The sequence below is a fragment of the Mammaliicoccus sp. J-M40 genome, assembly GCF_022386395.1.
Classification (GTDB): Bacteria; Bacillota; Bacilli; order Staphylococcales; family Staphylococcaceae; genus Mammaliicoccus; species Mammaliicoccus lentus.
This window is the reverse complement of sequence record NZ_JAJNIQ010000012.1, coordinates 42,318-62,902: the sequence shown is the minus strand read 5'-3', so window position 1 is coordinate 62,902 and position 20,585 is coordinate 42,318. Positions and strand designations below refer to the sequence as shown.

Here is a 20,585-nt window from a genome sequence, read left to right as displayed (position 1 = left end):
CCTCCCTTCTATCCACCAAAGAACGCTTTTAATCCATTTCCTGTTATGACTCCACCTTGTTTAGGATTGTTGGTTTCTTTTTTAGGACTATTTTCTTTATCATTAGTTGAGTTCAACATCTTCAATAAAAGTAAGTACGGTTGTTGATTAGTTGTTTTAAAATCCCACCCATACTTTTCTGCACAAATGTGTCTGATTTTATCGAAATTCGATAAAACGTCTTTTATTGTGATTGTTCTCCGTTCTTTCCCAATTCTTCTGATTCATCTTGATTACTTTCTTCATCTTCTCCAGAGATTTCTCGAAATATCTCCTTAGAAATTTTGTTGTAAACTTTTGTACTCATGCTTTGTAATATGTCGTCTTCAGTTAATCCTTGGTCAGCAAATAAACTTACAAAATATTCACGTTCCATTTGTCTTAATTTTTTAGCATCTACAATTTGTAAATATTTTTGTTGTACTAACTGGAAATAAAAATCTTGATTTTCAAAATCATTTTCACTGCCATGTTCTTTTTCTATTTCTTCAATTGCTTTTTTTCTAGCTTTTTCATTTTCTTTTTCTTGTTTATCTTGTAACTCATAAAATCTTTCTGCTTCCATTAAACTAATATCTTCTTTTTCATAAGCTTCTTTCTTACCTGTTTGACGGTTTTTAATTTCAAATTTAATCATTTATATTCCTCCGATGTTTTGTTTTTTATTTGCGCAAATAAAAAAGAGGGCATAAAGCCCTCTATATTGTTATTCTTCTGGTTCTGGTTCCGGTTCTGGCTCTTCAACTGCGTTAACTGTTATCGTTGCAGTATCTGATTTATTACCGTCCTGTGTTGTAACGGTAATAGTTGCGTCACCTTCTGCAACACCAGTTACTGTACCGTTACTTGATACCGTAACGACTGCTTCATCAGAACTTTTATATGATACTGATTTATTTGTAGCAGTTGATGGTGCAACCGTACTATTTAATTTAGTTGTTGCGTCTACATCAACACTTGCAGTTTTAGGTGCAATTGTTACACCTGTAACTGAGATAGCCTTAGTTTTGAATGATGGTACGTCTACTTTTTCTGACTCGCCATTCTCATTAGAAATTGATACTTGGTAAGTGCCAGTAGCGTAATCAGTGTTAGCGTCTAAACCATCAACTGTTACTTTTGCTTTACCATTCTCTTGACGTTCGGCAGTACCTACTACATCATCGCCTTTGTATACATTTAATGTATCAGCCATTCTCTTTTGCCTCCTTAATGATTGCCCCTATTCAGCAGTAATAGATGCCGTATTAATATCAGCATCCACCACTACATTTTGGGGTGTATTAGGGTGTTTCTTGTTCTTCTTCAAGCCCTTCAAAGACAGTGTTAATGAATTCGTCTGCTCCTTCATCACCTTCATGGAAACCAATAGTACGAGATTTACCATCAATAGTGCGTCCCATCCAATCTCCAGCAAGCTTCAATGGTTCAGGTGCTTCGATTTTCTCTTCTGTAGTTTTCATTTCAATAGACTCAAGTCCTAATGTACCTTTAGTTAAAGCGCAATAAATAGGTTCTCCTGTAACTGGGTTTTCTGATACACCAATCATTGCTACATATGGTGCACGAGTATCATCACCAACCCATGAAGTTTTTCCATCTACATCTCTTCCTAATACAGTATTTAAATCTTCTGAAGGTACATTGAATAAATCCATATCAGACTTAACTTCATCAGTACCTTGACGTTTTTGCCAAACTGTTTTATTTGAGGCACGGAATTTAACTGATTCTGGATTAAGTCCAGAAATATTAAGATTTACAGTACCACCATTTTCATCTTCCCATGTTAATTTCTTTTCTACTTTTAATCCGTCTTTATCAAATACACCAACTAATAATCGTTTAAATCCGAATGTTTGCATAATTTATTTCCTCCTTGGAATAAAAAAAGAGCACGTTATTCAACGGGCTCTCCTTTGTAATATTTGTTTTTTGGTGTTCCTAAATACTTTCTTGCTAGAACATATCTTTTGGTTTCTTCAAAAGGTTCATCAAATTCTGTACCTCTTTGTTTGAAACCATTTATCCATAAAATTTTTCTAATTCTATTTGCGATATCTATAGATTTTTGATGTTTATATGTTTCAACGTCAACTTGCACAAAAAAAGTTTCAGATAAATACTTATCCGAAACAAAAGTGCTTGGTTCTCCATCAATAGGTGTAATCGTTATAAATGGTTGAGAAGTATCAGTATTTTCACCGACTTTATAAAAATGAATTCTTTCATCGACTTGAGATTTTATGAATGGATCATTTAATAGCAACTCACGTATATACATTAAAATATTCATAGTAAATTCTTCCTTATCTCATCTTTAACGATGTTTCTATAGACTTTTTCGGAACTCTTAAGTGTTTTAGCAATAATTGCATGCCCTTTAGGATAATACTTAGTGCCGTTACGTCTGTAACCCCACTCATTTAAATGTATAAGCCTGTATCTATCCATCGGACCTTCCCAATAAATCTTTACACCTCTTACACCATGTATGTTCATTGCTTCAGATAGTTTTATTTCATTTTTAGATGCTCCTGTATCCTCAAAACTTACAAAAGCGTTCTTTAATTCTTTTTCGAAATGTCCACCAGCACTTTTTAAAGCTTTGTCACTCACTTGTTTTGTGTGTTCTGCGCCAAACTTTTTCTCTAATTGATTAATGAGTTCTTTAACGCCTTTTACTTCAACGCTCATATGGCCTATTACCTAACACAATAGTAATTTGTCCTTTATCCGGTTGATTAAGTCTAAACTCTAAAATGTTATACAATTTATGTTCCAGTCTGAAATCATCTACTTCTACAACATGGTTATAACGAGGTATATAATCAGTTAAAGCATCTGGAATAACGATTGTCATACCTGTTTTAGAAGTACTTACGTTTAATATTTCCATATCTTTTACTGACAGACTGTACATTTCTGCTAAACAGAAATAAAGATCCTCTTTTTCTTCTTCTCCCGGATAAGGACTTGTGTCTTTATATTCATAAAAGGTAACAGGGGTTCTATAGTCACCAGAAACAGTCTTTTTTACATTAAAGCTCACTTGGTTCATCTATATCACCCACCATTAATTTGTTTTCTATACCAAAATCATTAATCATTGTAGAGAAGTTATCGTCAAAAAATTCAAGTTGATCATTGTTCATATATCTTGTTCTTTCAAAAACTAATTCTTTACCTAATTCATTTTCATCTAAATTAAAAGGACCACATAAATTCTGTATCGCTCTATAAGATGAACTTAAATTACGTTTAAACTTTTCGTCTTGTGATTTATGAAAGATACTCATGTCTTCCTTAAATTGCTCAACATGTTTATCAGTAATCATTTAATCAACCCCTATTCTGCTGATATAACAACAGACTTAGCGTTAGTTGTTACTTCAACGTTTTGGGGCGACTTAGGGCGTATCTTCGCCTTTATCAATCGCTAAGTCATAAACTGCAGCTACTTTATTATCTTTAGCCTTACCATAAGCAAATTGTTTAGCAGTATATAAGTCCATATCTTCAATTGCTAATGTTTGTTCGAATTTTTGAATATTAATACCGCCACCTAAATAACCATCGTAACGGCCTCTAACGTAAGTTAATACTTTATCAGCAGGTTGTGCAACAGACTCGATAATATTTAAGTTATAAGGTAAAGCTGTTACGTACACACCGTTTGCATTTAAATGAGTGTATTGTGCTTGAATTTCAAAAGCATCAGATGGGTTAACAACCATTGTTACATTGCCTTTAACCTGAACTGATTTACCTTTTTCATTTGTTGAATGGAATTTAAATACTTGAGTTAACTCTTTAACAGTTGTTTTAGGGTCAGCGAATGTTAATGTACCCTCTGATTCTTTTTCTGGATATTCTCCACCAGTTACTGATACACCTTCTTGTACTTGACGATTTAACCCGATAGGTTGTTCTTTACCAGTACCATTTAAGAAAGCCGCTTCTAAAGCAACTGCAAAAGCTTCTTCAATTTGTAAACGAACGAAACGCTCAATCCATGCAGGACCAAAGTCTTTTAAATCTTTAGGTAATACTACAAAAGCAGTTAATTTGTTAGAGATAGCTGTTTCTTCACTGAATGCAGCATCTAATTGGCCTTTAATTTCTCCAAAGATTTTACCCCAAACTGCTACGCCACTTGTTTCAGATTTTAAGAATTTAAGGCGTAACCCAGCATTCTTAATACCTAAATCTGCTAGTAACGGATGTTCAGTCGTTAAATCTTCAAAGATACGATCAATTGTTTCTTCTGGTAATAATTTTTCTTCTTTATAACCAACCTCTGTGTTAATTTCATTAAAGAATTTGCGTTGTTGAGCAGTCAATTTACTGTCTTGTGTAGGTAATGAAGCAACTGTTTCAGCCTCTTGTTTTGCTTGCTTTCTAGCTTCTTCAAATAATTCGTTAATCATTCCACTATATAATTCTGCTTGTACTTCTTCTGATTCACCATTTTGAATGGCATTTAAAAATTCTTGACGAGCTGTTTTAAAATCGTCTGATAATTTAATAGTCATATTCTATGACCCTCCTTATTTTTGTGTATTAAAAAAAGAACCTAGGTGTTTGTTTTTGAGATTGAATTTTGCTAATCTCTGACTCAACATTTTTAGGTTCTTTTTCATCTAATTTTTCAATTACTTTATTTGCTATTGCGTCAACATCAATTTTGATTTCTGGCGTTTTACTCATAAGCGTTGCAATTCTATTCACTGCATCATTTGATAACATTTGACCGGAATTCGCAACTAATTTAGGAGTATTCTCACCAAACATTTTACTGTCTGCAAATCCTAAATCTACAGCATCTTGAGCGCTAAACCATGTTTCTTGGTTCATTAAGTCTAATACTTCTTGTTCAGACTTTCCTGTTTTTTCAATATAAGCATTTGCGATACCTCTATTCACAGAGTTTAACATTTCGCTTGCTGATGCCATCGCTCTATCATCACCAAACGCCATTGTACTAGCGTTGTGTATCATCATTTGAGCGGTAGGACTCATTTCAATATGATTACCTGCCATTGCTATGACAGATGCAGCACTTGCAGCAACTCCAACTACTTTAATGTTTACATTACCTGCATAATCTTTTAAAGTTGTATAGATTTCACTGCCGGCAAAAACATCTCCACCACCACTGTTGATGATAACCTCAATATCTTCATTATTAGAAGGTAGCGCATCGACTATATCTTTTGGTGAAGTAGCATCCATTTCTAACATGTCATATATCCATTTGTCATTGTTTGAAATAATAGCGCCTTTTACGTTAATCTTCATCATTTTCACCACCTTCCGATGCTAGTGTGTAGTTTTTCGTTAATAAATATTCGTCCATATCTGGGTCTTCTGAAGGTTCTTCTCCAAACATGACTCTTACATGGTTTCTAGTAAAAGTACCACTAGAAACAAGCTTATCTACCGATTCAGCGTGTTCTAATGGGTCTTTTTTGTCAATGCCAACAACTTTTATAGACTTGCCATTGATCACGTCAGATTCAGTAAACAATTTAGCGTTCAACTCATCTTCTATTTTCTTGATTAATGGTTGAATACAGAATTTAATATAAGATTCCATTGCGTTATCCATATCTGCTAACTCGCCATTAATTAAAGCAGGAGGTATGCCTATTGCTTTTGCCACATCATCTTGTAATGATTTCTTTAACTTTGTTAGATCATCAAAATTTGCCGAACCTGCTTTAGCATTACCAGATACTTCTTGATAATCAAAACCTTTAGATAATGGTGCTACTGCTACAGCATTTGTACTAAACGAATTTGTAATTTTATTAACATAGCTTTGCATTTTTTCAATTTCTTCATTATCCATTTTTTTAGATGAATCGACATTCACAATACCTCTAATTTGATTATTTCGCATTTGAGCACTAATCATTCGCCCGAATATCTCGCCATAATCTCCAAACAAACCTTCTACAAATGAACTTAATTTTTCATTGTTATAAGTTAGATAAATTACTTCATTCATATCAAACGAACGTTCAAATTCAAAATCTTTAACCATCACATGTGTAAACTTGTCTGGATAAAGTGCGTATTCTTTTCTATCGTAATCATCTGCTACTAATAAATCTTTTGTATCACTTTGAACAATTAATACTTCATTGTCATAAATAAGCTTATAAATAACTTTTTGCCAAAAATCAGATGAGGATAAATCTGTATTAGGTCGAATGTTTAATTTATGCCAAGTTGTATCTTTAACAGATTTATTTTTATTCATCACTCTAAATTCTGATTGTGAAATTGTTCTCGCTAAAAATTCAATATTAGTTTGTAACGCCATTTTCTTTAAATAAGCATTTGTTGTTGTATCTTGAAAAAATTCTAAATCATACATCCAACTAGCTTCTTCATGACGACCAAATATCTTTTCAAAAAATCCTGCCATTTACTCCCCTCCTTTACTAAAAGTCTATTGCGTTAAGAAAGTCTAAACTGTCGGTAATATCTTCTTCTAATAGTTCATCTGCACGATACAAAGCATGTACCAATGCTTGGAACCCATCAGTTTTTCGTCTGACTTCATCTTTCTTAATATATTCTTTATTGCCATCAGGTTTTATTTTGACTGCAACATTATTTGTGTACCATCTCATGAGTGGATTGTCGCCATAAATTAAATTATGATTAGCGAACATTGTTTCTACTCTAGGTGCTAATAAAGACTGTATAGCTCTCGGATTTTTAATCACTTCTATTTCTATATCGTATTCTTCAAACAGTGGTCTTAATAAATCCATCCTAAAATTATCTGCAATAACCTTTTCTAGACCATAAGTTTTACGCATTTCATCAAACCACATTACTATATGCCTTGGGTCTATTGATGGTTCATCAACAATAGTTAATAAGCCATCTCGTTCCCATTCATAAATAGGTGGTTTTAATTTAACAACATCTAAAAAGCCTTTTCTTACGAAAGAGTGTGTTTTCCAAATGTAATCATCACCATCTCTGAATAATAAACCAACTGCTGCGAAGTCTTTAATACTTGCGTAGTCAAGACCACCTATGCATTGTTTATTTTCAAGTATTGGGAATTCTCTATTTGTAGCTAATATATCTTCCCAAGGTGCAACAACTTTCTCCAAGTCAATTTCTGGTAGGTTCATACGTTTTGTCATAAACTCTTGTCTTTTACTTGGACTAAACGTCATTTCGTTATATTGGTTTTTAACTTTCCTAAATAAACCTTGCGCATATTTGCTCATTGGTTTACTAAACATTGGATTAGCCTTTTCCCACATATCTGGATTATCAACTTCTTTAGGATCATCTAACTTACATATAAATGGGAATATTCTATCGTCTGTTGTTTCACCTTTTAACAGTGATAATGAACGTTCCTTCATTTTATCTAGGAAACCTTCACGAACATATCCGTCTGTTCCTATAAAGAATTCACGTGGGTGTTCTACTTTACCTAAACCAGAACTAAATACATCCACCGTTTCACTATTTTCATATCGGTGTACCTCATCATATATAACGCAACCTTCACGTCCACCATCTTTAGTACCAGCGTTTGAAGTTCTAAATCTGAATCTCGATTTAGTTTCCTTATCTGTTATAACTAATTTAGTAAGATAAAACATATCTTCTAATTCGTTTCGTTCAATCATGTTATAAGCTTCTTCAAAGGAAGTTTTTGCTTGGTCTTCCGAATTAGCTACAACTGATATGTCATAGTTTGGTATACCATGTAAATATGATATGAAATAGTTAGATAAAGCAGTAATTAAACCGTTTTTACCTCCACCACGTCCTAAAGTAATAAAAAACTGCTCGAAATATAAGAAGTTTCCTTCTTTTTCGAACAGAAATACAAAAGGTATTATGAATTTTTGGAATGGTTGCAATGGGAAGTACCATTTTTCGGTGAACTTGATAAAGTTTTCGATTTGTCTTTCATCAAAATATAGATCATCATTTGTTAAAACATGTTTTTTGATATATTCTATTAATAAAATACGTTCTTTATTTAACTTTATTTTTCCTGTTTCCCATAAATCTATATATTCATCAATATATTTATTATTGATCATTCTAATAAGTCACGACGAATGACAATTTCGTCTTGTTCCTTATCAAAACCAAACGATTTTTCAATCGCTAGTAATGAACCGTTAATTTTATTCTTCTCTGCTACAGCTGGATTAGCTTTCAGAAACGTTTGGGAGGCATTAACGGTTTCAACCATTGTTCCATGTTCCTTGATGTTATCATCCAGCTTATAAAATATTTTCAATAAATTTATATATCTATCCACTTTTTCTAATTGAATAGGGTTTTCTTGCTCTATTTTACCGAGTAAATACTCTTTGAGTGCTTTTTCGTTTTTCATTAGTACCCCCCTAACGTATATTCATTTTTAATTAATCTACGGAGTCGACTACCCTCCACCGGTTCCCACTCAAATTATTTCTCAATCCTTCGAGACCCGGGGGGTGTCACCAAGTTTCGTCTTTCCATTTTTGTTCTCGATATTTAAAATTTGTTTTAAAATTTCTGCCATGAATTTTATTATGACAATCAACACAAAGTGTTTCTAAATTATTTTCATCAAGTGAAAGTTCTGGATAATCTTTCAACTCTTTAATATGATGAACCACAAGCTTTATCTTCTTCCTGTCATTCTTATTCTTCTCATATATATCGAGTGACACCTTACCATTTCTCTTACACTCTTGGCATTCATAGTTATCTCTATCCTTTATATAACTATTCATGTTGCGCCATTCCATACCATTGTAGAAGATTCTACATTCTTGTTTACTTAACACATACATCAACCACCTTATGAGTTAGGCTCATCAGTCCAGATATGTTATCAACATAACGGATCACAATCCCTTCAGCTTCAGTAAGCAAAACAAAAGGACCATACTCGAATGAGTACAGCCCTTGTGATTGACTATAGATAATCTGATTAAATAATATTAGAAAGGAGTAAGTAATTGTTTGGTTAATTGTTATCTATAATCTTTTCTACACTATCATAATAACACCGATTAGGTATCAAAAACTGCCACATAACTGCCACTTACCATTCTCCTAGTTCCTCTGCTAACTTCTTTATAACCTTAGCTTTGATTCTATGTCCTGTTCTTTCTCCTATGAATATGTCATTACATACTTGTATGTGTGAACGTCCACGCTGGTCGAAGTAATAGTTCTTTATGAAGTCTTTCTCTTTAGTAGATGAAGTGTTGTATACTCTCTCTATTGCAATGGACAACTCTTTAAGTCTAGCTATTCTTATATCAGTTAAGTAATTGGTAACTCTCATCTCTGTTATAGATGCGTTACTTGGTTTATGTTCTCCACCTGTATTTGTATCAGTTGGTATCCATGGATTGAATATGTCTTCTCTTAAAACATTTAGTCTTTTGTCATAGTTCTTATAATCATATAGTTCATCCTCTAACTTTCTAACTGTTGATAATCTTAAGCCATACTTCATCTTAGTCATTCGTTGTCCTCCTTGTTCCTTATATCTTTCTCTAACATTACATAGTCGTGTAAGCTATCTACCAATCTATTTAATAATCCTTCATTAGTTCTTACCAAATCTTTATTAACCTTTATCAACCACATACATGTTATCGCTAATAGTATTGTTAGAATTATCCACATATTATTCACACTCCTTTTAAATTTCAGCAGTACGTTAGTACGTATCTGGTACGTTTCTCTAAAAAGTTACGTACCGTGTCAATCCCTTTAGTATCAAGCGTTTCAAGAGTTGAGTACGTAAGTACGTTTGTAAACCCACTCTCTCTTTAAACTTGTGTTACTTTATTGTTGTGATTGTAATAATACACTCTTATATATTATATTTACTTAAAACTCCTTAAGAGTAGAAAAGTAATAGTACTTACGTACCGTAAGCCACAAAACCTTTCATATCAATGGTTACAGCGGTACGTTTCTTTTTTTACTTACGTACTACTTACGTACTTACGTACCGATTTACGTTCTAAAATGCATATTTTTTCTAAATTTAGTAGGTTCGTTTCCAATTAATTAATGTTAGGTACAAAAATATATTTACCTTTATATTCTCCACCAGTTACTCTTTCAGTATCATAACCATATTTTTTAATAGTTGTGGTAAACTTTCTTTGCGTTAAGTTAAATCTATGACCTTCACTTTCGCACCAAGCTAGATAATCTTCGAATACTTCAAATGTTTTTCTTCCTACTATCCCACGCTGTCCTTCTTCATTCATGAATTCTATGAAATTAAGTAATGGATCATTATCTTTCTTGAACTCTGTCATAATAGATTCAGCTGTATCTGGAACAGACATATAACGTTTGTTAATCAATTGTTTTAATGCTTTAATACCTATATTAAGTAAATAACTTCTAGCTTCTTCTGTAGTAATTTTTTCTTCTAAGAACACATCTTGTTTCTTAGTGCCACGTAGTCGTGCAGTCAAAGGCACAATGACTAATCTGTCGAATATACCATCACTATTTTCTAACCATCTTGGTAGATCGTTTGCACTAAATATAAGTTTGGCGTAGTTTCTAAATTCGAAACTGTTCTCACCTTTAAATTCAGCGTTGTTACGTTCGCCAGTTGTGAATTTTTTAAAATCTGATGCATCTTTAACTGATTTCAATGGGATATCATCGCCTGCGTTTAAAAACTTTTGATAGAGTGATGCCTTACTGAAACGCTCTGACAAGTCTTGTAGTGGTACGCTTGATACGTTTTCTTGCCCAACAAACGCACTTAGCATATTGATGAAAGTTGACTTACCGTTACCACCTGGACCAACTAAAAGGAATGACTTCCCTAAAAAGTTTCTTCTATATAAAAGGTAACCAATGATTTCAGTAAATAAATTCATAACTTGAACATCTTCGTTTGCGATGGTAATAAGTGTATCGTTAACTACTTCACTATATGCATCTGGGTTGTAATCAGCATTGATTTTAGATGTAAAAACATGCTTAGGTGAGTAGTTTAAAAATTCATCTGTTTTAATGTTATAGACACCATTTTTTACTGCGATTAAATCGGGATGTTCTCTTTCTTTAAGTGGTGCTGAACTTCTCAAGTATTCTAATACTTCTGATTGTTCTCTGCGTTTAATTGATTTGATTTCTTTAACCATCGCACGTTTGATTAGGCGTTCTTTATCTTCATATATACCGTCTTGATAAATGTGTAGCCTATCATCTAAGTTGATAATATTATATTGATCAATAAGGTAGTCACCAAACACGTCGTGATGGAATTTTTTGGCGCCGTTAGATGAACTTGTATAATACTGTTCTTCTTTTTGTTTTTCTAACTGTTGTTCTAATTTTATTGAGAAATCTAAAGTATTGCTTTCCTTCTCACTATCTTTTGTCTCTGTGTCCGTCATTGCTATGCCTCCTTCCTTACTTTATTGGTGTATACTGCCAACCACGTTTTCCCATTTCTTTTTTTAATATCCCGTTGAAGTCACGCTTTAAATCTTTTTCTTTAATAGGTGGGTTGTTTTTATGTTCATTCCACAAACATGTAAGTTCATAAGCAACGACTGTTGGTATTCTTTTGCCCAGTAAAAGCCCTGCAATTTGTGTGGCTGAATTTGTTCTCATGCCATTGTCTACACCTTGTATGAGGTCTAACCAATATTCATCTTCTTTGGTGTTAGCACGCTTCGTTTTAGTTTTGCTTAAGCTTTCTTTAATTTGTGGCACAATATTCGACACGTCTAAAAACGGTGCGTCTTGATAATAAAACTCATAATGCTCACCATTATCTGGTACTGCTGGTAATGCCATTTGTTGAGATGGTACTCTTGTTTGTGGATCTAAATAAATTGTATGAGGTTTTAATTTTTGATTAGGTTGTTTAATTTTAATACCAAACACCCCACACATTAATTTAACGAGTTCACCATACACATCTCGTTCTACTGGTGATGCTAAAGGTATGCAAACTCTATATTTTGGTGTTTGTTTATTGTGTGAATAAGTTGAGTACATAACAAATGCATATTGAAATTGGTCTTTAAACAATTGGTATAAGTCAGTATTTTCTGGTATATCGTCTATATCAAAGGTAATCATTGTTCGATTAATAATATTCTCATCTTCACGTCTATCTCTTACGATGCCTCCTACAAATCCACCAGCACCATAGCGTTTTGCATTAGTTAATGGTTTTGATAATGTAACAACAAAGTCTTGGTAAGTTATGTGGTGAACTTGTGGGTTATCTACATCGTATAAATCTTTAAAGTATGTGATAGATGTATCTTGGTTGTGTTGGAGATTAATCATTAGAAATCTTCCACCAATACAGTAGTTGCTCTATAACCTTTGTGATTACCAGTAATGAGGTACATGTTGTTAATCGGTTCATTATCTTCAATAGACATTGGTGTATCGTAATACTCTGACCAGCCGTACTCTACTACAAAATTGTTAGCTCTAATACCACAAAAGTAATCATCTTCTTTTGTTACATGATATACTTCTCTAGCATGGAAACCACTTAAAATTTGTGTCTGTTCTTCTGTGAATGGATCATGTACCAAATCACCCATGAAAAACTTATTACCTTTTCTATATAATGTTTCCAAGTATTTTTCCAAAAATTTGTCCATTGTTATTAACTCCTTTTAATTTATTGTGACGTTGAAACTATAATATGTGACGTGTTTCTTCTATATAATTACTCCCCCACAGCTACTATGACTAGATATATAATAATCACGGTTAATAGTGTCATGAATATGGTCATCAACATCTCCCCATTCCACTGAACCACGGCTCATTGTCTTTATATGCTTGTGTACTCTCATAATCTATTGGTGCTTCCACTTCATCGTTCACGCTTGCATACTTATATGTGCGTTTAATGAATGCGTATAGTGTTAATGCTGCTAGTGATAATGTGATTAAATATTTCATTCCTTATTCCTCCTCTAGTAAGTGTGGGTGTTCAAATTTGTTTCCAATTACTTCTATTGAACAATGTGGGTCTAATACATACTCTGTTAATGGCGTGTCAACAAAACCAAGTTTAAGTTTTTCTGAAAATAACCAACCATCTAACCCGTATTGGATATATTCATAATCTAGATATCTACCAAATTTCACTATTCCAACCATACTGTTTTCTTTCAAGATATCCCCCTCGTATATTTCCTTACCATTCTTATCGAATAGTCCTGTTGATTGTAGGAGTACCCAAGCTTTTCCTAAGTCTTCTTTAAAATAAGGAGGGTCTATGTCTTTAAAGTTTTCATCTAAACCTTGCAAGTACCATAATTCTCCTTTTTCACATAGGACTATTCTTCCTAAATTAATCCATTCATTTTCAGTTAAATCATAAGCCTTAAATTTTGGTATCATCTTCCCAGCACCTCTCTCACTCGTTCTAGGATGTCTGGGTGACTTTCGCCACCCTTATCCCTAATATCCACTTGATCCAAAACCTTGAGAACCACGTTCACTTTCACTCTCAAATTCCTCCACTACATTTACTTCTGGTGTGACTATAGGTGTAATCACAAGTTGAGCTATTTTGTCGCCTTTGTTGATTTTGTATGTTCTCAAGAAAACATGATTATTTGTAGTTTCTATCGGCTTGCCATCTACACCATTGAAATGTAACCCTATTTCATTTCTTTGTTGTTCATCATTCTTAATATTCACTTTCACATGACCGTTATATCCTGCGTCTATCTTGCCTGTTTCAATGACTAAATGCGTCTTACTACTTACACCACTTCTGCTAGTCAATAGCCCTACATAACCTTCTGGGATGTCTACTGCTATATCTGTAGCAAGTAATATCTTTTTTTGTGGTTCAATCACAACTGTTTCAGCTGCGTATATATCAAGTCCTGCACTCACACCATATGCACGTGTTGGTACAGTTGCGTTGTCTGATAGTAATTTGATGTTTAGGTTTTTCATATTATTTGTCCTCTCTATTCATATCATCTAGTAAATTACTAAACTCATGTGTGCCGTCTAGTTCACATATTCTTTCAAATACTATCCCGTATGCTTCGTTCATATATTTACTAGGCGTACCTTCTTCTAATAGATATCCGTAAATAAACATTTCACGAATTTCATCTTTTAACTCATTCCATATATCTCTATCTTTCATCAGTATCACGCTCCAACTCATCTATTACATGCACTAGATCAATGTATCTATGAACACCAGGATTGTGTATCGCTTTATCTTTGATGTGTTCTGTGAGGTTGGTGTATTTACTGTTTACTATTCTGTAATCTTCTTTCATTTCCTGTAATTTAAGTTCTAATAAGTCGTTTTCAACTTTCGTATCATGCCACTCTTCAAACCACTTATCCACTTGTTGTTTCAAGTCACTATCTACTGCTAATTCAAGTTCATAGTTATACTTTTTCAGCTCTTCTATTTCCTCTCGCAACTTCTCCACATCTTTGATAAGTGAGTCACGTTGTTTGGTCATGTCGTGTAATTGACCCTCTAACTTATAATTGTCATTACATTCTTTATCTAGCTTATTGCTTAGTTCATCACGTTCTGCTTTATATTGATCTCGTTCATTCTCTAACCTAGTTATATCTTCTCTTGTGTATTTTATTGTTGGCAATCTACTCCACCTCCACATATTCATCATCTAACTTTGCACCATTCTCAATTTGTTTCATCACTTCTCGTAACAACTCTTTACCAAACGAATCTGTCATATTATCTATGTGTAAGTTACCTGTTTTATTTTTGTTCAAGTTATTATTTGCTACTCTTAACTCATCTATTATTGTCGGCATTTTGTTACCTCCTAAAATAATTCCATTTGTTGTTCCTGCCCGTATATCCTTTTGATATAATTTCTAGCACTTTCTTTCTTCTTGGTAGCTATGTTGCAAATTGAAACTACATTGATAGCATATTTTTGACCTTCATCAATCAATATCTCTATTCCATATGTGAACTTGTTTACTTTGAACGCTTTATCAAGGTATTCCATTAATTCATCAAATGTAGGTTTTAAATTGTGTATAATAATTTGACCATTTTTGTATGTCTTGTGTTTCCAGTCATCATGTCTATATGATTTATAGCAATCTATCATTTCAACATGCTCCATATGTCTATCTGCCCATCAGCTACTGGTTCATCATCATGTTCAACCACATAATCATTGTGAGTGAAACCATGAAATACGATTATCTTGTCGTTCTCATCTGCTATTCTGTATATATCGACTGTATCTTTACCAACCGACCATTCTGTAATGTAACCAACGTTGTTCACGCCTACTTGGTATGTGTCGTCTTTGTCAGATATTTTAGTTATCATTGATCAATCACTCCACTTCTGATAAGCACGCTCAATGTACCAACGAGCTTTTTCGATATCTTCTTTGCCATTCTTATGTGGTGCTCTACTTAAATATTTAATAGCGTTCGCAATGTGTACTGCCACAACTGGGTTATAATGTTCTGATACTTGGTCGATGAAATCTATAATCTCAATCTCACCATAGTTATAATGGTCTGGATGGTTGACTGGGTCTGTTGTGTGTTGAACAACTGGCTCTTCCGTATCTTCTTCATCTTCTGCTAGGACGTAGTAGTCCCACCTATTTAATCCGACTTCCCCTGTGTTTGGTTTGAATACAGAACAACATTCAAATCTTCCGTCACTACAATTACTTAAGATAAAAGGGTGTCCATCATTATAATCTTTTAAAGTCGCATAAAAATCTACTTCATTAGTATTCAACCTCGTCACATGCACTCTATCGCCTGCTTTGAATTCCATCAGCATATACCTTCTTTCTTCAATTTCTCTGCAAACTCTGTATTACTTTCAATGTATTTAAGTTGTCTAGGGTTAAGTGGCAAGTCATTTTTAAGGAAGCGTATGATATCTTCTTCTGTTTCGTTATCCACTTCTCTTTTAGCTGCATATCTTTTTTTCATGGATTCGGAATGTCTTTTACCTTTCACACGTTGTGCTTCTTTCTTACTAAGTGTTAACGCATCCCATTTATCAAATCGGCAATAATAGTAACGATAGTAAAACGTTTTGAATGGTACTTTCGCTTGTTCTTTATACAACTCGTAATAGTATGTGTAGCTATCGTGTATTTTCGGTAAACAGTATTCTTCTAACATTTCAAATATTTCTTGTTCATCAGCATGTCTTTTCTTCTTTGCTAAACGAATATACATATAAATTAATTCTTCTCTCGAACTGTTATTCGCCATCATTCCCACCCCTTAAAACATGAATAAAATAATATGTTATAGTATTTATCTCTCACTACTGGTTTAATTTCTGCCTTCTTATATTTAACGGACTTTGTTTTCTTCTCTTGCCAGTCAATGACTGGTGCGTAATGTCTGTATAAACTCATGATTTATCCTCCTAATCAATCCAAAGAATATCTGGATCAAGTTCTTTAATTTTGCCTTCAATCAAATCTGACATTTTATTCTGTGCTAAATTTTCGATGTACTTCTCTGCCTCTTCATCGCTAGTTGCTGGCACATACATTTCCACTCTGATTTTTGCTGTAACGTCCATACCAATATGTCGTTCAGTCTTTTTCACTTAATCACTCCTAAAATTGATATAAAGATAGCGCTAGACTTATATATTGCTAGCGCTTGTATTAAACTATTAGAAAGGCAAATCATCATCATCGATATCAATTGGTCCATTAGCATTAGCAAATGGGTTACCACTGTTATTAGCAGGTTGACTATTACCATTTAATTTCGCTTTCTCATCATCAGTTAAAGGTTCTGGTTTATTTACTACTTCGTCGCCTTTTTCCCATGTTTTAAAGTAACTTAAGCGAGTAAAGAATTTACCTTCATCATCGTTCCACTTTCTTTTAATAACTGCAGTTGCTGCTTTATTTTTTAAATCATTCGTATCAAAAGTTAGATCTGGTAAATCTAATTTAATACCTAATCTACTTAGTAATTGAATGTACTGTTTCTCTTGCCAATCTTGGTTGAATGGTGGTACGAACACGTTATGTTTAAGTTGTTTGTTCTCTTCATTTTCAAGAACAATTGTGAAAAATCTATTTTCTTTATCGTTAAATTCAACATCTACTACTTTGACTGTGAATTCTCCAGCGCCTAAGAAGTTACCTCCACCCATGAATTTCTCTTGATTTGTTTCTTTTGTATGTGTTGCTTGTCCTGTAATTTTCATAATTTAATCATCCTTTTAGTTTATTTTTTAGTTTCCGTTTCGAATTGCGTCTACAACCGTACTTAGTGTGGCGTTCTCAAATCTTTTATTATTAATCGTTACGTTTGGCGAGTGTCTAACTTTCGTTTCAAATAAGTCTGATGGTTCTACCGAAAAGATATATTTAAAATCTTTCTCTCCATTCTGTTCTGTCACTTCAATTAACGTTCTCGCTAACACATCAGATTGACTTACTACTGCTTTTTTAATCTGTTCTTGTGCTTCAATCGTTACAGTTGGATTAAGTGTTGCACCGTCTGTGTCCTTTTCTTTGTTCATAGACTCATGACCCGTTACTGCAAAATGAAATTTATGTTTTTGTTGCAACTTACCAATCAATCTGTACATGCTAACTATTCTTGTAGCTGCTGCGCCCCAGTCATTAAATGACGGTTTACTTGATTTACCTTTCATAATGTCGTCCATTGTGATGTCACGTAACTTTTGAAGTGTTTCAATAACCACGATGTCGATTTGTTTACCTTGCTCCCGTAATGCCTCTAATACTTGTGGTAGGTTGTTAATAACGTATTGCAAATGTTCGAAGTTTTTAATCTCTACAACTGCCCCATCTTCTGTAACAGTCGTACCATCTTCGTTTATATCTAATATTAGTGCGTTGTTTTCTCGTGTAAGGGCTGTTGTCTTACCAGTACCAAAACGACCATATACAACGAATTTGTAATACTTATCTGTGTTACGTTTTGATATATCTTGTATACGTAACTTGCTTAAAATGTCACTCATGTGGTACCTCCTTATATTCAGTTGTTTCCGTTACTATTTTCATAATTGCGATATGATCACTCATATCAATACTTGCGTTATCTAAACCATTAAACTCTCGTGCTCTACTAAAGTTAGTTGAGTAATTTATCTCTGATGTATTGTCTGATGGTTTATTTGTTATATATGCGTCTAACAATTTGTGCTTAATAATATAAGTGGTTGTTTGTTTCACTTACTCCACCTCTTTTACATACTCACTGAACAAATCATCAGTGAAGTCCTTTTTATTTTTCAATGCTTGATATACTTTCATATCAACTGTGCCTTTAACTTTTAATTCATATACAGTTAATCGTTTCTTCATACCTACACGTTGCGCTCGTCCTAATGCTTGTGTGTAATCTTGGTAACTGTATGTTGGTGTGTACATGACACAAAGTGAGTTGTATTGAAGTTCTATCCCAGCACCACCAGCTTGGTATTGAACGATGGTTACACTGTTTTGTAACTTATCCCAATCTTTCTTGTTAGGTAGTGACTTTTGTTGACCACTTACTTCATATACGGTCTTGCCTAACTTTTCAGCTAACTTAACCATTTCTTCTTTCTCTTTTGTGAAATGATAGAAAATCAGTACATTCTCTTTTGTGCCTTCCAGTAACATTTCTAACCAGTTCAACTTTGCTTGTGGATTACCGTAGTATCTTAGTGCTGCTTGTAACTTAGGTTGTGTATCGTACTGAATAATGGTTTGTGTATCTAAGTCGATTAATGCTCTGTCTTTTAATATCTTTTTATAGTCCGTTGACTTAGGTAGTTTAATTTCTTCGAACTGCATTTCGGGCAAGTCGTGGAAATAATCTGTGTCACGACTAACACTGAATGAGTCAAACCATTTCTTTAACGTTCGTTCGTTGATATATCCAGTAATAACTGGGTACTGTTTACCGTCCTTACGTTGTTTCATTTCTTTAATAGCGTACTCACGTTCAAATTGCGTTTTGTTTTTAACGTAACCATTGATGATGAAGTAGTTGATACAATCGCCCCAACCATTACTTGCTGGCGTAGCTGATAACATACACCAACCTGTACTTACATCAATTAACTTTCGAGCAAACTTACCTTGATTACTTGTAGGGTTTTTAATACCTTGACACTCGTCAAATATCACGTAGTAACCTTTATATTGTTTCCATACGTCCTTTTGTCTTAACTTTCCGTAACTCAACATTTCATATGGTATGTCAATGTTGTATCTACTGTTCACAAAATCAATCTCGTGTGACCAACCACCTTCTAAAATCTTGGCAGGTGGTGCAACGATCAATAATTTTTCTCCGTCATTATGCTTCATAAAGTGATGCAACCCCATGAGGCTTTTACCACTAGACGTTCCTAATGCCATCAATGTGTTCTTGGGTAATCCTTTGAGTACTTCTACTTGCGTAGGCTTGAGGATTAGGTTTGTAGATACCATGCTCACTAAGTCCTTGTTTAACTTCATCGAGTGACTTTGCGACAATGCCTATTCCTCCTGTCATGTTAATTTTTATTAAGTTAATAATTTGGTTTGTGCTTAATTCACCTTTGCCATCTGGTCTTTTAACTTCAATTGCTACGAAGTGACCAAAATAACTACATAAGATATCCGGTATGCCAGACTTCTGAAATTGACTACCTCCATGTATTTTGTAAACGACTGTGTGATATGGTGGACCATCTATACCGTTGTATGACTCCAACCACTTAATAATGGTTTGTTCTACCTTCTTCTCTGGACCAGCCATTACGACATCACTCTTTCATAACGTCCTGGTTCATTTAAAAATCGTTCATCAATACGTGCTTTAAAAAATGCGTATTCTTTTTCATCAAGTATGAAACCGTCTTTGTATGTTTCATCTTGGAAATCAATTCTTAAATTGATAGTCATATCTGAATAGCAGTTATCAATCGTGTATTCGAACGTGTATCCATGTAAGTGCAAGTATTGAAACACTTCTTTATTCACACGTTGCAACACATTTAATGGATGCATACTTGATAACCTCCTTGATTAGTTGTATTATTAAAGTTGAATATATTGTTAATCCTTTTACTCTTACTGTCTGCCAACAGTGAGAGTTTTTTTATTTTGATAAATCATGTTCTCACTCCTTTTATTTGGTACAATTAAATTAATTTGTTATGAAAGTGTGGTGAGAAAAATATGGGTAAAAATAAGGACATTAATAAATTTTTCAAAAACATTGAAAAAGATATGAAATCTCATGTGAATAAAGAATTATTAAATACCACTCACGAAATTGAATGTCCAGAATGCAAAAAGAAACGAAAAATAAAATTTAAAAATGGTAAAGGGAAATGTAAATATTGTGGTTCAACTATTAACTTAGACTTAAACTTCAAGAAGTAAGATAATCATTTACAATTTCTTTTAATTTATGCTTATCTAAATCCATTTTTATAAAATATTTTGGTTTCCTAACACTCTTAATCTCCTCCGCCAAGATGATAATTAGGAGTGTTATTT

At 33.5% G+C, this 20,585-nt stretch carries 37 protein-coding genes; 1 reads left to right on the top strand and 36 read right to left on the bottom strand.

The window, feature by feature from the left end; genetic code table 11:
* Positions 1-223: 223 nt before the first annotated feature.
* The 36 genes from LQ688_RS11970 to LQ688_RS11795 all read right to left on the bottom strand — a co-directional run bounded on the left by LQ688_RS11970 (position 224) and on the right by LQ688_RS11795 (position 20,090).
* Positions 224-676 (bottom strand): hypothetical protein, encoded by a 453-nt coding sequence (locus tag LQ688_RS11970; protein WP_135020859.1) that lies wholly within the window; start codon positions 674-676, stop codon positions 224-226.
* Between the two features lie 69 nt (positions 677-745).
* Positions 746-1,234, bottom strand: a complete 489-nt coding sequence (locus LQ688_RS11965; protein ID WP_239752797.1) for an Ig-like domain-containing protein — start codon at positions 1,232-1,234, stop codon at positions 746-748.
* Positions 1,235-1,322: 88 nt separating this feature from the next.
* The gene (locus LQ688_RS11960; protein WP_239724707.1) at positions 1,323-1,904 is read right to left on the bottom strand and encodes a major tail protein; all 582 of its coding nucleotides are present in this window, start codon (positions 1,902-1,904) and stop codon (positions 1,323-1,325) included.
* Positions 1,905-1,939: 35 nt separating this feature from the next.
* Positions 1,940-2,335 carry a hypothetical protein gene (locus tag LQ688_RS11955; RefSeq protein WP_147640884.1) on the bottom strand — a complete coding sequence of 132 codons (396 nt, stop codon included), beginning with the start codon at positions 2,333-2,335 and terminating at the stop codon, positions 1,940-1,942.
* A complete protein-coding gene (locus tag LQ688_RS11950) occupies positions 2,332-2,736 on the bottom strand; it encodes a hypothetical protein (RefSeq protein WP_239752796.1) in 405 nt (134 codons plus the stop codon). Before LQ688_RS11950 ends, LQ688_RS11955 begins: the two co-directional genes overlap by 4 nt.
* Positions 2,726-3,100, bottom strand: coding sequence for a hypothetical protein (locus LQ688_RS11945; RefSeq protein WP_239724706.1), 375 nt, complete (start codon positions 3,098-3,100; stop codon positions 2,726-2,728). Before LQ688_RS11945 ends, LQ688_RS11950 begins: the two co-directional genes overlap by 11 nt.
* Positions 3,081-3,377 carry a phage gp6-like head-tail connector protein gene (locus LQ688_RS11940; protein ID WP_239706134.1) on the bottom strand — a complete coding sequence of 99 codons (297 nt, stop codon included), beginning with the start codon at positions 3,375-3,377 and terminating at the stop codon, positions 3,081-3,083. The genes LQ688_RS11945 and LQ688_RS11940 overlap by 20 nt, the downstream gene beginning before the upstream one ends.
* Before the next feature lie 72 nt (positions 3,378-3,449).
* Complete coding sequence (locus LQ688_RS11935) at positions 3,450-4,574, bottom strand: phage major capsid protein (protein ID WP_239706133.1); 1,125 nt, start codon at positions 4,572-4,574, stop codon at positions 3,450-3,452.
* A gap of 28 nt (positions 4,575-4,602) precedes the next feature.
* Positions 4,603-5,340, bottom strand: coding sequence for a head maturation protease, ClpP-related (locus LQ688_RS11930; protein WP_239752794.1), 738 nt, complete (start codon positions 5,338-5,340; stop codon positions 4,603-4,605).
* The gene (locus LQ688_RS11925) at positions 5,330-6,475 is read right to left on the bottom strand and encodes a phage portal protein (RefSeq protein WP_239752793.1); all 1,146 of its coding nucleotides are present in this window, start codon (positions 6,473-6,475) and stop codon (positions 5,330-5,332) included. Before LQ688_RS11925 ends, LQ688_RS11930 begins: the two co-directional genes overlap by 11 nt.
* Before the next feature lie 16 nt (positions 6,476-6,491).
* Positions 6,492-8,132, bottom strand: coding sequence for a terminase large subunit domain-containing protein (locus LQ688_RS11920; RefSeq protein ID WP_239752792.1), 1,641 nt, complete (start codon positions 8,130-8,132; stop codon positions 6,492-6,494).
* Complete coding sequence (locus LQ688_RS11915) at positions 8,129-8,431, bottom strand: P27 family phage terminase small subunit (protein WP_135020837.1); 303 nt, start codon at positions 8,429-8,431, stop codon at positions 8,129-8,131. Before LQ688_RS11915 ends, LQ688_RS11920 begins: the two co-directional genes overlap by 4 nt.
* Positions 8,432-8,537: 106 nt before the next feature.
* The gene (locus LQ688_RS11910) at positions 8,538-8,876 is read right to left on the bottom strand and encodes an HNH endonuclease (RefSeq protein ID WP_239752791.1); all 339 of its coding nucleotides are present in this window, start codon (positions 8,874-8,876) and stop codon (positions 8,538-8,540) included.
* A gap of 254 nt (positions 8,877-9,130) precedes the next feature.
* Entirely contained in the window at positions 9,131-9,559 is a 429-nt protein-coding gene (locus LQ688_RS11905) for a transcriptional regulator (RefSeq protein ID WP_135020830.1), read from the bottom strand.
* The gene (locus LQ688_RS11900) at positions 9,556-9,723 is read right to left on the bottom strand and encodes a hypothetical protein (RefSeq protein ID WP_239752790.1); all 168 of its coding nucleotides are present in this window, start codon (positions 9,721-9,723) and stop codon (positions 9,556-9,558) included. Before LQ688_RS11900 ends, LQ688_RS11905 begins: the two co-directional genes overlap by 4 nt.
* Positions 9,724-10,109: 386 nt before the next feature.
* Positions 10,110-11,471, bottom strand: a complete 1,362-nt coding sequence (locus LQ688_RS11895; protein WP_239752789.1) for a DNA primase family protein — start codon at positions 11,469-11,471, stop codon at positions 10,110-10,112.
* Positions 11,472-11,487: 16 nt separating this feature from the next.
* The gene (locus tag LQ688_RS11890) at positions 11,488-12,378 is read right to left on the bottom strand and encodes a hypothetical protein (RefSeq protein ID WP_239752788.1); all 891 of its coding nucleotides are present in this window, start codon (positions 12,376-12,378) and stop codon (positions 11,488-11,490) included.
* Complete coding sequence (locus LQ688_RS11885; protein ID WP_218688485.1) at positions 12,378-12,704, bottom strand: hypothetical protein; 327 nt, start codon at positions 12,702-12,704, stop codon at positions 12,378-12,380. Before LQ688_RS11885 ends, LQ688_RS11890 begins: the two co-directional genes overlap by 1 nt.
* 136 nt (positions 12,705-12,840) lie before the next feature.
* Positions 12,841-13,011, bottom strand: a complete 171-nt coding sequence (locus LQ688_RS11880; RefSeq protein ID WP_239752787.1) for a hypothetical protein — start codon at positions 13,009-13,011, stop codon at positions 12,841-12,843.
* A gap of 3 nt (positions 13,012-13,014) precedes the next feature.
* Positions 13,015-13,455 (bottom strand): YopX family protein, encoded by a 441-nt coding sequence (locus LQ688_RS11875; protein WP_239752786.1) that lies wholly within the window; start codon positions 13,453-13,455, stop codon positions 13,015-13,017.
* A 60-nt stretch (positions 13,456-13,515) separates the two neighbouring features.
* Positions 13,516-14,022: a dCTP deaminase/dUTPase family protein gene (locus LQ688_RS11870; RefSeq protein WP_239752785.1), complete on the bottom strand. Its 507-nt coding sequence runs from the start codon at positions 14,020-14,022 to the stop codon at positions 13,516-13,518.
* Between the two features lies 1 nt (position 14,023).
* The gene (locus LQ688_RS11865; protein ID WP_239724699.1) at positions 14,024-14,221 is read right to left on the bottom strand and encodes a hypothetical protein; all 198 of its coding nucleotides are present in this window, start codon (positions 14,219-14,221) and stop codon (positions 14,024-14,026) included.
* A complete protein-coding gene (locus tag LQ688_RS11860; RefSeq protein WP_239752784.1) occupies positions 14,211-14,696 on the bottom strand; it encodes a hypothetical protein in 486 nt (161 codons plus the stop codon). Before LQ688_RS11860 ends, LQ688_RS11865 begins: the two co-directional genes overlap by 11 nt.
* 1 nt (position 14,697) lies before the next feature.
* On the bottom strand, positions 14,698-14,874 hold the full coding sequence (locus tag LQ688_RS11855; RefSeq protein WP_239752783.1) for a hypothetical protein: 177 nt from the start codon (positions 14,872-14,874) through the stop codon (positions 14,698-14,700).
* An 11-nt stretch (positions 14,875-14,885) separates the two neighbouring features.
* On the bottom strand, positions 14,886-15,179 hold the full coding sequence (locus tag LQ688_RS11850) for a hypothetical protein (RefSeq protein ID WP_239752782.1): 294 nt from the start codon (positions 15,177-15,179) through the stop codon (positions 14,886-14,888).
* The gene (locus LQ688_RS11845) at positions 15,176-15,406 is read right to left on the bottom strand and encodes a hypothetical protein (protein ID WP_239705167.1); all 231 of its coding nucleotides are present in this window, start codon (positions 15,404-15,406) and stop codon (positions 15,176-15,178) included. The genes LQ688_RS11850 and LQ688_RS11845 overlap by 4 nt, the downstream gene beginning before the upstream one ends.
* A gap of 3 nt (positions 15,407-15,409) precedes the next feature.
* Positions 15,410-15,871, bottom strand: a complete 462-nt coding sequence (locus LQ688_RS11840; RefSeq protein WP_239752781.1) for a DUF3310 domain-containing protein — start codon at positions 15,869-15,871, stop codon at positions 15,410-15,412.
* The gene (locus LQ688_RS11835) at positions 15,871-16,320 is read right to left on the bottom strand and encodes a hypothetical protein (protein ID WP_239752780.1); all 450 of its coding nucleotides are present in this window, start codon (positions 16,318-16,320) and stop codon (positions 15,871-15,873) included. The genes LQ688_RS11840 and LQ688_RS11835 overlap by 1 nt, the downstream gene beginning before the upstream one ends.
* Entirely contained in the window at positions 16,320-16,469 is a 150-nt protein-coding gene (locus LQ688_RS11830; RefSeq protein ID WP_239752779.1) for a hypothetical protein, read from the bottom strand. The genes LQ688_RS11835 and LQ688_RS11830 overlap by 1 nt, the downstream gene beginning before the upstream one ends.
* 11 nt (positions 16,470-16,480) lie before the next feature.
* Entirely contained in the window at positions 16,481-16,666 is a 186-nt protein-coding gene (locus LQ688_RS11825) for a hypothetical protein (RefSeq protein ID WP_239706116.1), read from the bottom strand.
* A gap of 69 nt (positions 16,667-16,735) precedes the next feature.
* Positions 16,736-17,281, bottom strand: coding sequence for a single-stranded DNA-binding protein (locus tag LQ688_RS11820; protein WP_239706115.1), 546 nt, complete (start codon positions 17,279-17,281; stop codon positions 16,736-16,738).
* Positions 17,282-17,308: 27 nt separating this feature from the next.
* A complete protein-coding gene (locus LQ688_RS11815) occupies positions 17,309-18,067 on the bottom strand; it encodes an AAA family ATPase (RefSeq protein WP_239706114.1) in 759 nt (252 codons plus the stop codon).
* Entirely contained in the window at positions 18,060-18,281 is a 222-nt protein-coding gene (locus LQ688_RS11810; protein ID WP_218688472.1) for a DUF2483 family protein, read from the bottom strand. The genes LQ688_RS11815 and LQ688_RS11810 overlap by 8 nt, the downstream gene beginning before the upstream one ends.
* Entirely contained in the window at positions 18,282-19,406 is a 1,125-nt protein-coding gene (locus LQ688_RS11805; RefSeq protein WP_239752778.1) for a helicase-related protein, read from the bottom strand.
* Between the two features lie 31 nt (positions 19,407-19,437).
* Positions 19,438-19,839 carry a VRR-NUC domain-containing protein gene (locus LQ688_RS11800; RefSeq protein ID WP_194186214.1) on the bottom strand — a complete coding sequence of 134 codons (402 nt, stop codon included), beginning with the start codon at positions 19,837-19,839 and terminating at the stop codon, positions 19,438-19,440.
* Positions 19,839-20,090 (bottom strand): hypothetical protein, encoded by a 252-nt coding sequence (locus LQ688_RS11795; protein ID WP_239752777.1) that lies wholly within the window; start codon positions 20,088-20,090, stop codon positions 19,839-19,841. The genes LQ688_RS11800 and LQ688_RS11795 overlap by 1 nt, the downstream gene beginning before the upstream one ends.
* A gap of 171 nt (positions 20,091-20,261) precedes the next feature.
* Between LQ688_RS11795 and LQ688_RS11790 the strand changes: the two genes are divergently transcribed.
* Complete coding sequence (locus tag LQ688_RS11790; RefSeq protein WP_147640860.1) at positions 20,262-20,468, top strand: hypothetical protein; 207 nt, start codon at positions 20,262-20,264, stop codon at positions 20,466-20,468.
* The last annotated feature ends 117 nt before the right edge of the window (positions 20,469-20,585 follow it).

What these genes read in the sequence shown, in the direction of transcription:
- LQ688_RS11865 (WP_239724699.1), bottom strand. Translation starts at nt 14,221, where the DNA reads ATGAAAGATAGAGATATATGGAATGAGTTAAAAGATGAAATTCGTGAA.
- LQ688_RS11930 (WP_239752794.1), bottom strand. Translation starts at nt 5,340, where the DNA reads ATGAAGATTAACGTAAAAGGCGCTATTATTTCAAACAATGACAAATGG.
- LQ688_RS11800 (WP_194186214.1), bottom strand. Translation starts at nt 19,839, where the DNA reads ATGGCTGGTCCAGAGAAGAAGGTAGAACAAACCATTATTAAGTGGTTG.
- LQ688_RS11835 (WP_239752780.1), bottom strand. Translation starts at nt 16,320, where the DNA reads ATGGCGAATAACAGTTCGAGAGAAGAATTAATTTATATGTATATTCGT.
- LQ688_RS11840 (WP_239752781.1), bottom strand. Translation starts at nt 15,871, where the DNA reads ATGGAATTCAAAGCAGGCGATAGAGTGCATGTGACGAGGTTGAATACT.
- LQ688_RS11915 (WP_135020837.1), bottom strand. Translation starts at nt 8,431, where the DNA reads ATGAAAAACGAAAAAGCACTCAAAGAGTATTTACTCGGTAAAATAGAG.
- LQ688_RS11805 (WP_239752778.1), bottom strand. Translation starts at nt 19,406, where the DNA reads ATGAAGCATAATGACGGAGAAAAATTATTGATCGTTGCACCACCTGCC.
- LQ688_RS11935 (WP_239706133.1), bottom strand. Translation starts at nt 4,574, where the DNA reads ATGACTATTAAATTATCAGACGATTTTAAAACAGCTCGTCAAGAATTT.
- LQ688_RS11920 (WP_239752792.1), bottom strand. Translation starts at nt 8,132, where the DNA reads ATGATCAATAATAAATATATTGATGAATATATAGATTTATGGGAAACA.
- LQ688_RS11955 (WP_147640884.1), bottom strand. Translation starts at nt 2,335, where the DNA reads ATGAATATTTTAATGTATATACGTGAGTTGCTATTAAATGATCCATTC.
- LQ688_RS11945 (WP_239724706.1), bottom strand. Translation starts at nt 3,100, where the DNA reads ATGAACCAAGTGAGCTTTAATGTAAAAAAGACTGTTTCTGGTGACTAT.
- LQ688_RS11885 (WP_218688485.1), bottom strand. Translation starts at nt 12,704, where the DNA reads ATGGACAAATTTTTGGAAAAATACTTGGAAACATTATATAGAAAAGGT.
- LQ688_RS11855 (WP_239752783.1), bottom strand. Translation starts at nt 14,874, where the DNA reads ATGCCGACAATAATAGATGAGTTAAGAGTAGCAAATAATAACTTGAAC.
- LQ688_RS11890 (WP_239752788.1), bottom strand. Translation starts at nt 12,378, where the DNA reads ATGATTAATCTCCAACACAACCAAGATACATCTATCACATACTTTAAA.
- LQ688_RS11900 (WP_239752790.1), bottom strand. Translation starts at nt 9,723, where the DNA reads ATGTGGATAATTCTAACAATACTATTAGCGATAACATGTATGTGGTTG.
- LQ688_RS11965 (WP_239752797.1), bottom strand. Translation starts at nt 1,234, where the DNA reads ATGGCTGATACATTAAATGTATACAAAGGCGATGATGTAGTAGGTACT.
- LQ688_RS11875 (WP_239752786.1), bottom strand. Translation starts at nt 13,455, where the DNA reads ATGATACCAAAATTTAAGGCTTATGATTTAACTGAAAATGAATGGATT.
- LQ688_RS11925 (WP_239752793.1), bottom strand. Translation starts at nt 6,475, where the DNA reads ATGGCAGGATTTTTTGAAAAGATATTTGGTCGTCATGAAGAAGCTAGT.
- LQ688_RS11845 (WP_239705167.1), bottom strand. Translation starts at nt 15,406, where the DNA reads ATGATAACTAAAATATCTGACAAAGACGACACATACCAAGTAGGCGTG.
- LQ688_RS11830 (WP_239752779.1), bottom strand. Translation starts at nt 16,469, where the DNA reads ATGAGTTTATACAGACATTACGCACCAGTCATTGACTGGCAAGAGAAG.
- LQ688_RS11940 (WP_239706134.1), bottom strand. Translation starts at nt 3,377, where the DNA reads ATGATTACTGATAAACATGTTGAGCAATTTAAGGAAGACATGAGTATC.
- LQ688_RS11790 (WP_147640860.1), top strand. Translation starts at nt 20,262, where the DNA reads ATGGGTAAAAATAAGGACATTAATAAATTTTTCAAAAACATTGAAAAA.
- LQ688_RS11815 (WP_239706114.1), bottom strand. Translation starts at nt 18,067, where the DNA reads ATGAGTGACATTTTAAGCAAGTTACGTATACAAGATATATCAAAACGT.
- LQ688_RS11960 (WP_239724707.1), bottom strand. Translation starts at nt 1,904, where the DNA reads ATGCAAACATTCGGATTTAAACGATTATTAGTTGGTGTATTTGATAAA.
- LQ688_RS11850 (WP_239752782.1), bottom strand. Translation starts at nt 15,179, where the DNA reads ATGATAGATTGCTATAAATCATATAGACATGATGACTGGAAACACAAG.
- LQ688_RS11905 (WP_135020830.1), bottom strand. Translation starts at nt 9,559, where the DNA reads ATGACTAAGATGAAGTATGGCTTAAGATTATCAACAGTTAGAAAGTTA.
- LQ688_RS11970 (WP_135020859.1), bottom strand. Translation starts at nt 676, where the DNA reads ATGATTAAATTTGAAATTAAAAACCGTCAAACAGGTAAGAAAGAAGCT.
- LQ688_RS11870 (WP_239752785.1), bottom strand. Translation starts at nt 14,022, where the DNA reads ATGAAAAACCTAAACATCAAATTACTATCAGACAACGCAACTGTACCA.
- LQ688_RS11950 (WP_239752796.1), bottom strand. Translation starts at nt 2,736, where the DNA reads ATGAGCGTTGAAGTAAAAGGCGTTAAAGAACTCATTAATCAATTAGAG.
- LQ688_RS11880 (WP_239752787.1), bottom strand. Translation starts at nt 13,011, where the DNA reads ATGAAATATTTAATCACATTATCACTAGCAGCATTAACACTATACGCA.
- LQ688_RS11895 (WP_239752789.1), bottom strand. Translation starts at nt 11,471, where the DNA reads ATGACGGACACAGAGACAAAAGATAGTGAGAAGGAAAGCAATACTTTA.
- LQ688_RS11910 (WP_239752791.1), bottom strand. Translation starts at nt 8,876, where the DNA reads ATGTATGTGTTAAGTAAACAAGAATGTAGAATCTTCTACAATGGTATG.
- LQ688_RS11820 (WP_239706115.1), bottom strand. Translation starts at nt 17,281, where the DNA reads ATGAAAATTACAGGACAAGCAACACATACAAAAGAAACAAATCAAGAG.
- LQ688_RS11795 (WP_239752777.1), bottom strand. Translation starts at nt 20,090, where the DNA reads ATGCATCCATTAAATGTGTTGCAACGTGTGAATAAAGAAGTGTTTCAA.